11 protein-coding genes are annotated in these 13,315 nt (G+C 70.3%); 4 read left to right on the top strand and 7 right to left on the bottom strand.

Annotated features, from left to right (window positions below):
- On the bottom strand, window positions 1-431 hold a 431-nt coding region (locus ACF088_RS40335; protein WP_392380972.1), incomplete at its 3' end, for an Ig-like domain-containing protein.
- Window positions 432-673: 242 nt separating this feature from the next.
- Here ACF088_RS40335 and ACF088_RS40340 point away from each other — a divergent pair.
- Window positions 674-1,411, top strand: coding sequence for an SAM-dependent methyltransferase (locus ACF088_RS40340; RefSeq protein ID WP_392380973.1), 738 nt, complete (start codon window positions 674-676; stop codon window positions 1,409-1,411).
- A gap of 81 nt (window positions 1,412-1,492) precedes the next feature.
- Here the strand turns inward: ACF088_RS40340 and ACF088_RS40345 are convergent, their stop codons facing one another.
- The gene (locus ACF088_RS40345; RefSeq protein WP_392380974.1) at window positions 1,493-1,810 is read right to left on the bottom strand and encodes a UBP-type zinc finger domain-containing protein; all 318 of its coding nucleotides are present in this window, start codon (window positions 1,808-1,810) and stop codon (window positions 1,493-1,495) included.
- A gap of 317 nt (window positions 1,811-2,127) precedes the next feature.
- On the opposite strand from ACF088_RS40345, the gene ACF088_RS40350 reads away from it, so the two are divergent.
- Both ACF088_RS40350 and ACF088_RS40355 read left to right on the top strand, forming a co-directional pair.
- A complete protein-coding gene (locus tag ACF088_RS40350; RefSeq protein ID WP_392380975.1) occupies window positions 2,128-2,616 on the top strand; it encodes a peroxiredoxin in 489 nt (162 codons plus the stop codon).
- Between the two features lie 497 nt (window positions 2,617-3,113).
- Entirely contained in the window at window positions 3,114-4,352 is a 1,239-nt protein-coding gene (locus ACF088_RS40355) for an aromatic acid exporter family protein (protein WP_392380976.1), read from the top strand.
- Between the two features lie 127 nt (window positions 4,353-4,479).
- On the opposite strand, the gene ACF088_RS40360 is transcribed toward ACF088_RS40355, so the two are convergent.
- The 4 genes from ACF088_RS40360 to ACF088_RS40375 form a co-directional block, all read right to left on the bottom strand.
- The gene (locus tag ACF088_RS40360) at window positions 4,480-4,710 is read right to left on the bottom strand and encodes a chaplin (RefSeq protein ID WP_392380977.1); all 231 of its coding nucleotides are present in this window, start codon (window positions 4,708-4,710) and stop codon (window positions 4,480-4,482) included.
- A 178-nt stretch (window positions 4,711-4,888) separates the two neighbouring features.
- Entirely contained in the window at window positions 4,889-5,962 is a 1,074-nt protein-coding gene (locus tag ACF088_RS40365) for an NUDIX domain-containing protein (protein ID WP_392380978.1), read from the bottom strand.
- Between the two features lie 278 nt (window positions 5,963-6,240).
- Window positions 6,241-9,384, bottom strand: coding sequence for a BTAD domain-containing putative transcriptional regulator (locus tag ACF088_RS40370; protein ID WP_392380979.1), 3,144 nt, complete (start codon window positions 9,382-9,384; stop codon window positions 6,241-6,243).
- Window positions 9,385-9,755: 371 nt separating this feature from the next.
- Entirely contained in the window at window positions 9,756-10,982 is a 1,227-nt protein-coding gene (locus tag ACF088_RS40375) for a cytochrome P450 (protein ID WP_392380980.1), read from the bottom strand.
- A 311-nt stretch (window positions 10,983-11,293) separates the two neighbouring features.
- Between ACF088_RS40375 and ACF088_RS40380 the strand changes: the two genes are divergently transcribed.
- A complete protein-coding gene (locus tag ACF088_RS40380) occupies window positions 11,294-11,587 on the top strand; it encodes a hypothetical protein (protein WP_328390696.1) in 294 nt (97 codons plus the stop codon).
- Window positions 11,588-11,765: 178 nt separating this feature from the next.
- Here ACF088_RS40380 and ACF088_RS40385 read toward each other — a convergent pair whose 3' ends face one another.
- The gene (locus tag ACF088_RS40385; RefSeq protein WP_392380981.1) at window positions 11,766-13,259 is read right to left on the bottom strand and encodes an MFS transporter; all 1,494 of its coding nucleotides are present in this window, start codon (window positions 13,257-13,259) and stop codon (window positions 11,766-11,768) included.
- Window positions 13,260-13,315: the final 56 nt, after the last annotated feature.

The raw sequence follows: 13,315 nt of genomic DNA on the forward strand, positions 1-13,315 counted from the left end.
GCCACGAGCTTGTACTTGGTGCCGCGCTCCAGTTGGGCGCCGGGCTTCCAGGACGAGCCGTCGGACGATATGGCCCCGGCCACGGCCGTGCCGGATTCCGCCTCGGTGAGCTTCACATCGGTCAACTTGCCACCGGTGACCTTCACACCGGTGTCGTGGATTCCGGCGTCCATGGCGCCGTCCTTCGACGAGACCTTGATCCTGGCGGCGGAGGTGTCCTTGGCGGTCGCAGCATCCGCCCCGGGTTCCTTGCCGGCGCCGCTACAGGCCGACAGGGCCAGGGCCGCCGCCGCGAAGAGGGCGGCCACCACCGGCGTGCGGTGCGTCCGATGCGTACGGTGTGGGGCGCCGGACGTCTGCCGCTGCGCCGACCGGGGCAGCCGGTGCGGGGCACGGGGCCGAGCGGGCGTGGGGGTGTCCGGCGTCGTCACGAGCTGCTCCCTGCAGGGGTGTGGTGGTTCCGTGCCCCTCAACGGCAGACGCAGGCGCACTTCGGTGAGGGACACGGCCTCCTTGTGTCCGAAGGCTTCACCGCCACCGGGCGGCGACCTGCGGCAAGTTCACCTCGAAGATCTAAGAGACGAGCTTAGAAATCGTCGCCTTCGGGAGAGCCGCGTACTCCGAGGAGGAAAATCATGTGCGTGTGACACCTTGCGCTGTCACGCTACGCAAGGTGAATCGTGAACTGGTCTCCAGAATCGCCCATGCCGACCACCCGATAAAGGCCCCGCTCGACGATGCCTCGGTACACCGGCTGCTGGAGCGCGGCCTCCCGCGCGGCAACGAGCGGGTACTCGACCTGGGGTGTGGGGGCGGGGAATGGCTCCTGCGCGCCCTGGCCATGCACCCCCAGCTGCACGCCGAGGGGGTCGACATCTCCGAGGGGGACCTGGCGCGGGCCCGGCAGGCCGCGACCGGGCTCGGCGTCCAGCAGCGCCTCGTACTCCACCACCAGGAAACCGAAAGCTTCTCCTCGCCGCACCCGTTCGACCTGGTGCTCAGCGTCGGGGCCACGCACGCCTTCGGCGGTCTGCTGCCCACCCTGGCTGCGGCACGCCGGCACCTGGCTCCCGGGGGACATGTGCTGATCGGTGAGGGTTTCTGGGACCGCGAGCCCTCACCGGAAGCCGTCGAGATGCTGGGGGACTTTGCCGACCTGGCGACCACGGTGGACCGGGTCGTCGCCGACGGGTGGACACCTGTGCACGGCCATGTCAGTACCCGCGGTGAGCTGGACGCATACGAATGGGCCTGCTGGGGCTCGCTGGCTTCATGGGCCCTGGACCACCCTGCCGACCCGGACAGCGCGCAGGCACTCGGGACGGCCGCCACCCGGCGTTCCGAATGGCTACGCGTCTACCGCGACACCTGGGGTTTCGTCTGCCTGGTCCTGCGCCAAACCTCCACCTGACGGCTGACGGCTGACGGCTGACGGCTGACACCTCACGCCGGAGCTGGTCGGTCCCGACGTCGTCCCGCGCCGGCACGGCGCTCATGCCGACCGTACGGGGCCCATGCCCTCCACCTCGAAGGCCACCTGGTCCTCGTAACACCACCACCACGCCTCGCCGGGCTCGTAGGACCGGATGAGCGGGTGGCCGGTGGCGTGGTGGTGGGCCGTGGCGTGCTTGTTCTTGGAGGAGTCGCAGCAGCCGATGTGGCCGCAGCCCTGGCACTCGCGCAGGTGCAACCACACATCACCCAGCGCGACACACTCCGGACAGCTGTCGGGGCTGTCAGGGCTGACCTCCGTCACCTCATCGAGGTGCTGACAGATCAGGCTTCCCGTCGTTCCGTCACTGAAAGCCATGGTGCCTACTCATCCCTCGCCCGGCTGCCCCCCTCGCCCGGCTGTGACGCCAGGATCCGTACTTCCACCGTGCCACTCGGCGTCATCCTGTCAAACGGTGGGCCGGACCACCTCAACGGCGACCGACCAATCCGGATCCCGGCCGGCGACGAATACCCGAGGTGAGGACGTCCTGACAGCCGTGCTGCGCTGTGCCGTGCGGCTGCCCTGCGATTCACCGGTTCCCGGGCTCCCGGCTCAGGGCGCCGGACAGTTGGAAGGAGTGCACGTAGACGCGCCTCGCACACCTCCCGCTTCCCCAGTGAAGGGACACCCCCATGGCTTCCGCAGCCCCCCGAATCGGCATGCCGGTACCCGACTTCACCCTGCCCGGCGGTGTGCTGACCGGCGATCGCTTCGAGCGTCGCGACTACACCCTTTCCCTTCAGCGCGGCCGCCCGCTCGTCCTGGCGTTCTATCCGGGTGACGACACCAGCGTGTGCACCAAGCAACTGTGTTCCTACTCCGGTGGCCTTGAGCAGTTCCAGGACCAGAACGCGGAAGTCTGGGGCATCAGTCCGCACGACGTGGACACCCACGATCGGTTTGCGCGCAAGCACGACCTGCGGATGCCGTTGCTCGCCGACACCGACCGCGGCGTCGCCCGCATTTTCGGCGTCGCCGCCCCCGGCATCGGACTGCGCAGGGCCGTGTTCCTCATCGGATCCGACGGCACCTTGCACTGGAAACACATGGCGCTCCTCGGCGCCACCTTCCAGCCTCTCGACACGCTCGCCCGGCGTCTCTCCGGCATGACAACCGCCTGACCGGGTGGGGGCCGGGCGCGGATGACCGCCCGCGCCGTCGGCCGCTGAAGTCGCAAAGAAGGGAGGGAGCGATTGACCGATCCGCTCCCGGCGAGTTCTGCATACGGATAGTGAGTACCCGGCGACAGCAAGTCACGCCTTGCACGGTTCCAGGCGCATCGAGTGCCCTCGTGGCCGAGCGGAAGGCCGAGCGGAAGGCCGAGTGCATGGCCGACTGCATGGCCCAGTGCATGCCGAGTGCGTGGCCGTGGCCGCGTCCGCTGCGGAGCCGGCATCCGCTGCACCCGGTCTCGACCGGCCATGTGTCCCGGCTCCCGGGCGTCGTAGCTGTTTCCGTGGCCGGTGTGGCCTGGGCACGAGAGGAGCGATTCCCAGGTCGTTGCCGGACGACCGCGATTACGTCCCGGTCGGCCGTATCGGCAAGCGCCGGGTGAGGTAGGGGGTCATTCAAGGCCATCGATGGTCCTCCGGCGCGAACAGGGGGGAAGGGACGAAGGGTGCGCGAAGTTACCGATCCCTTGCTGGACCTCGTCCGATGGCACAGTGAGCCTGTCGTCGCCCAGACGCTCCGCTCGACCGTGGCCGCCGTGATTTCCTACGTCGTCGCCCTGCTGCTGAGCAGCGAGCCGGCGCCGCTGACCGCACCCCTGACCGCCCTGCTCGTCGTCCAGGTCACCCTGTACACCACCCTGACCACCAGTGTGCGCAGGGTGAACGCCGTCGTGGTGGGTGTGGTCATCGCCATCGGCTTCAGCTCCCTGGTGGGTCTGACCTGGTGGAGCCTGGGGCTGATCATCCTCGCGTCGTTGGTGATCGGGCGTTTCGTCCGGGCCGGTGAGTTCGTGCCCGAGGTCGCGATCAGCGCGATGCTGGTGCTCGGGGTGACGACGACACGGGTGGCCGCGACGGCCTGGGACCGGGTGTTGGAGACGCTGATCGGGGCGGCCGTCGGACTGCTCTTCAACATGCTGTTCGTACCACCCCTGTGGGTGCAACCCGCCAGTGAGGCCATCGAGGGCCTCGCCGGCCGGATGAGCCGGTTGCTGCTGAGTCTCGGCGAGGAGATGACGGGCCACACGCCCGTGGCGGAGGCGGCAGCCCGGCTGCACGAGGCGCGGCACTTGGATCACGACATCGTGCAGGTGGACGCGGCGCTGCGGCAGGCGGAGGACAGCCTCCGGCTCAATCCCCGGGTCAAGGAGGGCTTGCTCTCCCGTGTCGTTCTGCGCACCGGGCTGGACACCTTGGAGATCTCCGCGGTGGTGCTCCGTACGGTGTGCCGCACCCTGACCGACCTCGCCAAGGCGCGGACCGACGAGCCCCTCTTCCCGGCGGCCCTCGGCACCGCCCTGCGGGAGCTGTTCGGCCATATGGCCCGCGCGGTCGAGAGCTTCGCGGTCCTCATCACCACGCAGGTCAGGGCCAATGCGGAGGAGGCCGAGGAACGGCTGGGCCAGGAGCTCGCCGCCAGCCGTGAGAGCCGCGAGATCGTCGCACACCTGCTCCTCGGCAGTGTGCAGGAGCATCCGCGCCAATGGCAGCTGCACGGCGCGCTGCTGGCCGAGATCGACCGGATCCTGGACGAGCTGGATGTGACGAAACGATCCGAGCGGCTCGTGGAGGAACTGAACCGCCAGGCCCGCGAACAGCGGGAGAAGTACCCGTTGGTGGACAAGCTGCGGGGCCGGTTGCGCCTGGGACGGCCGGGGCGCCGCGTCATGGACGTTGCGGACTAGGGGGCGTCGTCCTCCGTCCGGCTCACGAAGCCTGATACGGCGAGCCCGGGCGTGGCCACCCAAACCACGCTCGTTGTGCTGTGGTGCCGCCCGGAGGGGCCGACGGCACCACAGCAGATCCACCCCCTCAGGCGCTCACGCAGGGGTTGCCTGATGCCGCGTTCAGCAGCGCGATGATGTCAATGGAGTTGCCGCACAGATTGATGGGCACATGGACCGGAACCTGGATCACATTGCCCGAGACGATGCCCGGTGACCCGGCGGCGACGCCTCCGGCTCCACCGTCGGCGCCGGCAGGGACGGCGAGTGCTCCCAGCAGAGCGGCGGTTCCGAGAACGACTGCAGCGGTACGGCGCATGGGTATTCCCTTTCCCAGTAGAGCAGTTGGGATGACTCGGCGGCTGGGCGAGTCGCGGGAGAGCTGCCCACGCGCATTTGCCTGCATGTGCCTTTCACTCGAACGAGAATGCCTCATCGATCCGCCTCATCGATCGGCCTCATCGGTCCGCCTCGTCGATCCGGCTCATCGATCCGGCTCATCGATCCGGCTCATCGATCCGGTTCTTCGGTGCGAGGGTGTGGCGGTGGACGGGCGGCAGGCCGGGCAGACGGCCGGGCCACACGACGTCCAGCACCTGGGCACTGGGCGTGAACAGCCCGCAGGGCAGAGTCGGCAGGTCGGCGACGTCGTGCCATTCCCAGCGGTGGATGAGCTTCGGCTCTCTGACGGCCGGCTCGCCGCGGAAGGCGACCACGCGCACGGCAGCGGTTACCCGCGGGATGCCGTGGATGCTGTCCATCAAGATCGCTAGCAGCCGCGCGTCGGCCACCTCGGCGTGCAACCCGGTCTCCTCTTCAAGCTCGCGCACGGCAGCCTCGACGAACGATTCGGCGCCGTCGTTCTTGCCCCCGGGCAGCTCCCATACCCCCCGCACGGACCGGCCCAGCAGTACACGGCCCGCTTCGTCCGTGACCACGACGCCCGCACCGGTCAGCGCGTGCGGGGACGGGCGCCCCTTGCCGCTGAAGGCCACCGCGCACGAGGCAGGGTCCCGCAGCACGATGATCGCCAACCCTTCGGCATCACGCCGTTCGACCGTGCGCCATCCGGCAGACAGCAGACCGATCTCGTCCTCGTCGAGCGCAATATCGCGTCGCTCGGCAGGTACCGCGTCCACGACCGGCGTGATGACCACCATCGTGCCGCCGGGGCTCAGCCGTTCACGCAGCCGGTACATGACGCGCGTGCGGTCGTGGAGGAAGGCGTAACTCAGCCGGAACACGATCAGGCCGTACGAGCCGTGCAGGCCGTCGAGGGAGTCCCGCTCGATGTCGCACTGCACAAACCTCGCCGTGCCGGCCGCGGGCGGCGTCTGAGCGGCGATGGCGATGGCCGAGGCTGCGTAGTCGACGGCATCGACGGTGTAGTCGAGGGTGGCGAGGTGACGGGCAAGTTCTCCCACGCCGCAGCCCACGTCAAGGGCGCGGGCACCGCGAGGAGAGGCTGAGGCAAGATCACGAAACAGGGTGTGTTCAGCCTCGCCCAGCGGCCGGAAGGAACGGCCCTCGCCGTAATGGGTATCCCATTCGTCCTGCGCGACGTATCTCATGGTGGAAACCCTTCGGCCTATGGGGGATACCGGAATCGTGGGAACGGGCAGTGGGCATACCCCGGTTGGCGTGCCATGACCCCCACACAGGCGGCAAGCTGCCTTCCCCGGCCGGCCCGGAGACGTGGAGCAGACCCTCGCTGAGGGCCGACCTCGCCAACGCCCAGGATCGCCGCGCGGGCTGCCGGCGGGCGGCCCGTCGACCGGCTGCGCGACCGAGGTCGTCGTCCGGTGGGCCGGGCTCGACGTCCTCGGGTACGTGTCGGCGGACTCCACGTTCAAGAAGCGAGCGTGACCTCGACCAGCTGAGACCAGTTGGTCCGCGTCCCCTCCCGGGTCGCCTCGGCGAACCGCGCATCGCCGAGGCGGCATCGCGCGGTCTGCTCGATCCGGGCCACGTCCGGGTGGGAGCGGTCCGGCAGCCCGCGCACGCCCGCGCTCGCCGCGAGCAGCCGCGCGGCCTGCTCGTGGTCGTCGCGGCGCAGTGCCAGGTCCGCGACCCCGACGAGTACCTGCGCGGTCAGGGGCGCGTATCCCGCCTCGGACGCCGCCTCGCAGGCCGCCGCGCGGTGAGCCCGGGCCTCGCCGAGATCGCCGGCGAGGTAGCCGAGCAGGTCGTGCTTCATCGCGCGGATGTTGGGCTGCTCCGCTTCGTCGCCCAGTACGGCGGTCGCGACGCCGAGTTGCTTGTACGCCTCCTCGGCGTTGCCGCCCCACCGGGCGAGTTCCGCCTTCGACAGGGCCAGCTCGGCCAGCGCGTCCGGCCAGGTGACCCGCTCCGCGCACCGCTGCGCCTCGGCGAGGGCGGCCGCGCTTGCCTCCTTGTCGCCCAGCAGCCAGTACAGCTGCGCCTGCCGCGACCGCATCCGGATGACATCCTCGGTGGCACCGACCTCGGTGACGACCGCGATCGCCTGCTCGTAGTGCTCACACGCACCGGCGAACTCGCCGCGCACGGCCCTCCGGTCGGCCAGCTCGGTCAGGGCGAACGAGATCCCGAACCGCTCGCCGAGCACCCGGAACTCGGCGAGGGCCCGCTCCAGGTGCGCGTCCGCGTCCGGCCCGTCCTGGCCGAGCACGATCCGCATCTTGCCCAGCTGCAGCCGGGCCAGCGCACGTACCCAGGGGTCCTCGTTGTCGAGCAGCGGTTCGAAGGCGGGAAGGAACGCGTCCGGCGTCTGCAGCAAGCGTTCCAGCGCGGCGACGAGTGCCAGCAGCGGGGAGCGGCGCCGGCTGCGCGTGCTGAACCGGTGCGCCTTGCGGATCCACTCCTCCGCCTGGCGCTCGTCGCCCCGCCCGGAGCTCACGAACAGCACGACCAGCGCGTATGCCATGGCCCGGACCTCGTCGGTCACTTCGCCGGGTGTCCTGGCGGCCGCGGTGATCAGCTCCATGCCCTCGGTCCGGTGCCCGCCGAGCCACCAGTACCAGCCGGCGCCCGCCGCGAGCCGCATCGCCGCCTGCGCCTCGCCCGCCGCGAGCGCGCCGCGCATCGCCGAACCGATGTTGTCGTGCTCGGCGACGAGCATGGCCAGCCACTCCAGCTGCTCGGCGCGGCGCAGGTGCGGCTCCGCGGTCTCGGCGAACTCGGTGAAGTAGGCCAGGTGCGCATGGCGCGCCAGGTCCGATTCCCCCGCCTCGGCGAGCCGTTGGCCGGCGTACTCCTTGATCGTGCCGATCATGCGATAGCGCGGGGCGCTGTCGACCTCGGCGAGCAGCAGCGACTTCTCGGTGAGCGCGGTGAGCAGTTCGAGCACCTGCTCCTGCTCGACCGCTTCGCCCGCGCAGACCCGTTCGGCCGCTTCCGGGCTCGCCCCGCCGGAGAACACCGAGAGCCTGCGCAGGACCATCCGCTCGGCGTCGGTGAGCAGCTCCCAGCTCCAGTCGACTGCCGCGCGCAGCGTCTGGTGCCGCGGCAGTGCGGTGCGGCTGCCGCTGGTCAACAGGCGGAACCGGTCGTCGAGCCGGTGGGCGAGCTGGTCGATGGACATGGTGCGCAACCGGGCCGCGGCGAGTTCGATCGCCAGCGGCATCCCGTCCAGCGCCCGGCAGACGCGCACCATCGTCGCCAGCGTGGGGGCATCGACCGCGAGGTCCCGGCGCACCGCGCCGGCCCGGTCCCGCAGCAGCTGAACGGCGGATGAGGACTCGATCTCGCCGGGGCCCGCGTCCCCCTCCGGCAGCGCCAGCGGCTCGACCGGCCACAGCGCCTCCCCGGTGATGCCGAGCGGTTCCCGGCTCGTCGCCAGGATCCGCAGCCGCCGGCACTCGCCGAGCACCCGGTGGGCGAACACCGCCGCGGACTCGATCACATGCTCGCAGTTGTCCAGGATCAGCAGCGCCTCCCGCTCGCGGATCGCGGCGATGAGCCGGTCCGTCGGCTCCGCGTTCGCAGCCCCGCCGAGCAGGGCGTCCCGCAGGCCCAGACCGGCGAGCGTCGACTGCGCCACGTCGCCGTCCGCACCGATGGCGGCGAGCTCCACCAGCCAGGCCCCGTCCGGGAGGTCGCCGACCAGCGTGCGCGCGGCCTCCGTGGCCAGCCTGGTCTTCCCCGAGCCGCCCGGCCCGATCACAGTGGTGAGCCGGTGCTCGGCGATGAGCTCGCGGACCGCGGCAACATCGGCACCTCTGCCGACGAAGGTGGTCAGCTCGGCGCGCAGGTTGGTCCTGCGGCCCTCCTCCCGCCGCCCCACCTCGCCCCGCAGCAGCGCGAGGTGCAACGCGGCCAGCTCCGGCGAGGGATCGACGCCCAGCGCGTCGGCCAGAGCCTCCCTCGCGCGCTGGTACACCAGCAGCGCCTCGCTGTCGCGACCGGCCGCGGCGAGCGCACGCATCAGCGCGGCGACGAGCCGTTCCCGCACCGGGTGCGCGGCCACCAGATCGGTCAGCTCCATGACCAGCTCCGCACCGCGCCCGAGGGTGACCTCCGCGCCGGCCCGCTCCTCCGTGGCGGTCAGGCGCAACCCCTCGAGCCGGACGACCGCGGCATCGAATACCGCGCTGTCCTGCAGACCGACGTCCTGCATGGCCGCACCGCGCCACAGCTCAAGTGCCTCGCGCAGCAGCCGCACCCGCCGGGAACCGTCCTCGGTGCAGGCCTGGGCCGCGGTGACGAGGCTTTCGAACCGCACGGCGTCGACTGCGTCGGGCTCCAGCGCCAACCGGTAACCGTCCGTCCGGCTCTCGACCACCCCGTCCGGCAGAGCCTTCCGCAGTCGGGAAACCAAGCGCTGCAGGGCGTTCGTCGCATCGGCGGGCAGGTGCTCCCCCCAGATCCAGTCGACGAGCGACGCCTTCGGGACCACCTGACCCGGCTTGAGCGCGAGGGCGATCAGCAGCCCACGCAGCCGCGCGCCCGGCACGTCGGCCGAGCCGCCGTCGTCCGTGCGCACCTCGAACGGACCCAGCATCCCGATCTGCACCCGCTGATTTTGCCACGTGCGTTCGGCAGGCACCCAACTGCTGACGCGCTACGGGACGTTGTCGTGGTGACGGCCCCTGCACAGGCGCGCCTCACTGCGGCTGCTCGCTCCTCGCCGAGGGGCAGTGCATCTTCCCCGAGTCCCCCCTCCACATGTTTCGACCAGGGCACGTCCTGTGGCACTTCATGCGGGCTTCGCCGCTCTCCGGAATGACCCACAGGAAACGACCCAGAGGAAACTACCCGCAGGAAACGACTCACAAGAAACGACCCACAAGAAGTGACCCACAAGAAGTGACCCACAAGAAATGAGCCACGAGGCAGGCCCCAAGAGCGCAGTTCCTGCACGGGTGACGCGCTCGGCCGACGGCCTTACCGGGCCGTCTCCGTCCAGGTGACCGGCAGTTCGTGGACGCCGTAGATAGTCATGTCGGTCCTGAGTTTCACCTCCCCGGCGGGGATGGCGAGCTTGAGGGCCGGGAAGCGGCGCAGCAGTCCCTCGAAACCGGCGCGCATCTCGATGCGGGCCAGTTGCTGGCCGAGGCATTGGTGGATGCCGTGGCCGAAGGACAGGTGACCACGGGCCTTGCGGTGGATGTCCAGGGTGCCGGGGTGGTCGAAGCGCCGGGGGTCGCGGTTGGCGGCCAACAGGGAGACAACGACGGTCGATCCCTTGCCGATTGTCTCACCGCCGAGTTCGATGTCCTCCGTGGCGTAGCGATAGAGGACGTCGACAACGGACAGGTAGCGCATGAGTTCCTCGACGGCATCGGGCAGCAGATCCGGGTCGGCGCGCAGTTCGGCCAGCTGTTCGGGGTGCTCCAGCAGCGCGAAGGTGCCCAGTGCCAGCATGTTGGCGGTGGTCTCGTGGCCCGCGAGCAGCAGCAGGAAGGCGATGCCGGTCAGTTCCTCGACGGTGAGGTCGTCGTGGCGGGCAAGGTCGGAGAGTATGTCGTCGCCGGGGGCGGCGCGCTTGCGTGTGACCAGCTCGGAAAGGTACGTGGTCAGTGCGCCGTACGCGGCCATCTTCTCGTCCAGCGACACGTCCTTGACCAGGAACTTGGCGGAGTTGACCTGAAAGGTCTCCCGGTCCTCGTAGGGGACACCGAGCAGTTCGCAGATCACCAACGAGGGCACCGGCAGCGCGAACTCCTTGACCAGGTCGACCGGCGGGGTGCGGCGCGCCATCTCGTCCAATTGCCGCTCGACGATGTCGGTGATGTGCTCTTCGAGCATCTTCATCCGCTTGACGGTGAAGGCGCCGGTGAGCCTGCGCCGCAGCCGGGGGTGGTCCGGCGGGTCCATGGCGATGAACATGCCCGGAATCTGCGGGGACGGTTCGGTGGGGGCGGGCATGCCGGGGGTCTCGTACGGCACGTGGAGAATGCCGATGTCCTGGCGGGAGCTGAACCGGGTGTCGGCCATGGTCTGGCGGACCGCGTCGTAGCCGGTGACGATCCAGCCCTCGTGACCGTCGGGGAAGACCATGGGACTGACCGGGCGAGCCTCGCGCAGCCGGGTGATGTGGCGGGGCGGGTCGAAGGGGCCCGCATCGCGCTCCATGGGGAGGCCGTGCGGGACGGGAACCGTTGGACTCATCGGAGGTCCTTTCGTGGCGGGTGTTGCGACCACCCTCGCCGACGGTCCTGACATACGACAGACACGGCCCTGACACCGACCGTGCCGGAGATCCGGTCGGCCGGGGCCGGTCTTTACAGTCCGTCTGTGAGCAGTCAGAGGTCCGGCTCCGCGGTGCGGCTCGGCGGCCGGGCGGACAGCCGCGCGGATAACCCGCGGACAGCCGGGGGCGGGCGGTTCGGGGCGCGTGCCGCTGGACCCGCGTGCGCAGGCGACCTCATGCCTGGCTCGCGGCTGGGTTTCGGCGGGTCGAAAGCGGCAACCTGTTTGTCATGTCCAGACACGTTCACAACGGCAGAAGCGAAGCAGCGAAAGTCATCGTCGTCATCGCAGACCTCACCGCGGTGATCCTCGGTCTATGGATCCTGTTCGTCCTCCTCGATGCGAACCGCGCCAATGACCTGGTCAGTTGGGTACAAGCCGCGGCCGGCTGGCTGGCCGGATGGTCGCACGATCTGTTCACCATGGATACGGACTGGGTGCGGACCGTGCTGAACTACGGGCTGCCCGCCGTGCTCTACGTCCTCATCGGGCATGTCCTTGCCGGTCGGCTCCGCCGCGCCTGATGACCTGATGGCCTGGGTCACGGGATTCACGGATTCACGGATTCACGGGATTCATGGGAGCCACGGATTCACGGGCTCGGGGCCCCGGAGAGGCGCTCGCCCAGGCGGCCGCGGCCCTGTTCTGGATCTCGCCCCGGAAACGGGTCGTTTCCGGGAACGGTGCCTGTCGAGTCCCGGCCTACTCGGCTGCCGGGACAGCCCCGGCAGGCTCAGCTGGGGGGCCGGCCACCTCCTTCCCCGGGGACTCCGGACGGCGGGTCAGCCAGAACACGCAGGCGGCACCGGCCACCGCCAGAGCGCCGGCGGTCAGGGCGAGGGTGTTGTGGCCGCCTGCGAACACCGCGTGCAGGGTGTGGTCGAAGGCGGCTCGCTGCCCGGCCGGGGCGGCGGAGAGGAGAGTGCCGGCCCCGCCGCCCGACAGGGTCTGCGCGGCACCGGCCGGGTCGGCGACCGTACCGTCGAGGGAGTTGGTCATGACGGTGACGCCGAGGGTGCCGAAGACGGCGACGCCGAAGGCGTAGCCGAGTTGTTCGACTGTGCTGTAGATGCCGGAGGCCATGCCGGCGCGTTCCACGGGGACGGAGTCGAGGGCGAGGGCGGCGGCGACCTGGAAGACCAACCCCATGCCGACGCCGCTCAGGACGAGGCCGCCGACGAGGGCGGGCCAGCCGGAGTCGGGACCCAGGAATCCTTCGGCCCCGACGCCGATTCCGGCCAGCAGCAGACCGAGGACGGCGCCCAGACGGGGTGACGGCTTGGGCATCCAGCGTCCGCTCAGTATCGCCACCAGGGCCGCGGCCAAGGCGTGGGGGAGGACGACGAGGCCGGCGCCGATCGGGGCGAGGTGCTGGACGGACTGTAGCCAGATCGAGGTGTAGGGCAGGATTCCGTAGACCGCTCCCTCGCCGACGGCGATCGTGAGCATCGCGGCGGCGAACGCCGGACGGCGGAACAGGGACAGGTCCAGCAGCGGGTGCGTGCCGCGGCGCTGCACTGCGAGGAAGCCCACGAAGGCCGCCAGCCCTACGGCCAGTGGCACCAGGGTTCCCGCAGAGCTCCAGCCGTGGGCGTGGGAGGTGGTCAGGGCGTAGACGAATCCGCCCGCGGCGAGCGCGAACAGCACGATGCCGGGGACGTCCGGACGCCGCCCGGCGCCCCGGCCGGGGGCGGAGCGGGGGATGTAGCGGAAGGTCATGGCCAGCGCGAGCGCGGTGACGGGGACGTTGACGTAGAAGATCCACCGCCAGTCCAGAGCCTCGGTCAGCAGCCCGCCCATGATCGGGCCGAGCGCGGAGGCGCCGGCGGCGACCGCCGCCCAGACGCCGAAGGCCGTCCCGAGGCGGCTGCCGGAGTACAGGGTGCTGATCAGGGAGAGGGTGGTGGTGAACATCGCCGCAGCGCCCACGCCCTGCACCAGCCGGGCCGCGATCAGCCACCCCATGCCGGGCGAGAGCGCACAGGCGACCGAGGCCAGCGCGAAGACGACCAGCCCCGCGACGTACACGCGGCGCCGGCCATACAGATCGGCGAGCATCCCGACTCCGAGCAGGGCGGCGGCCACCGCGAGGGCGTACCCGTCGGCCACCCACTGCAGCTGGGAGAGGGAGGAGCCCAGGGACTCCGACATGGACGGCAACGCGACCAAAACGATGGTGATGTCGATGAGCAGCATGAACGTGCCCAGACAGACGGCGGCCAGCGGCCCCAGATACGCATGACAAAGACTCC

The sequence above is a fragment of the Streptomyces sp. NPDC015125 genome (assembly GCF_043080045.1).
In the GTDB taxonomy this organism is placed as follows: Bacteria; Actinomycetota; Actinomycetes; order Streptomycetales; family Streptomycetaceae; genus Streptomyces.

Excerpts from the sequence above, each read along its gene's own strand:
- ACF088_RS40345 (WP_392380974.1), bottom strand. The coding sequence starts at position 1,810 with ATGGCTTTCAGTGACGGAACGACGGGAAGCCTGATCTGTCAGCACCTC.
- ACF088_RS40365 (WP_392380978.1), bottom strand. The coding sequence starts at position 5,962 with ATGAGATACGTCGCGCAGGACGAATGGGATACCCATTACGGCGAGGGC.
- ACF088_RS40375 (WP_392380980.1), bottom strand. The coding sequence starts at position 10,982 with ATGAGTCCAACGGTTCCCGTCCCGCACGGCCTCCCCATGGAGCGCGAT.
- ACF088_RS40350 (WP_392380975.1), top strand. The coding sequence starts at position 2,128 with ATGGCTTCCGCAGCCCCCCGAATCGGCATGCCGGTACCCGACTTCACC.
- ACF088_RS40380 (WP_328390696.1), top strand. The coding sequence starts at position 11,294 with ATGTCCAGACACGTTCACAACGGCAGAAGCGAAGCAGCGAAAGTCATC.
- ACF088_RS40360 (WP_392380977.1), bottom strand. The coding sequence starts at position 4,710 with ATGCGCCGTACCGCTGCAGTCGTTCTCGGAACCGCCGCTCTGCTGGGA.
- ACF088_RS40385 (WP_392380981.1), bottom strand. The coding sequence starts at position 13,259 with ATGCTGCTCATCGACATCACCATCGTTTTGGTCGCGTTGCCGTCCATG.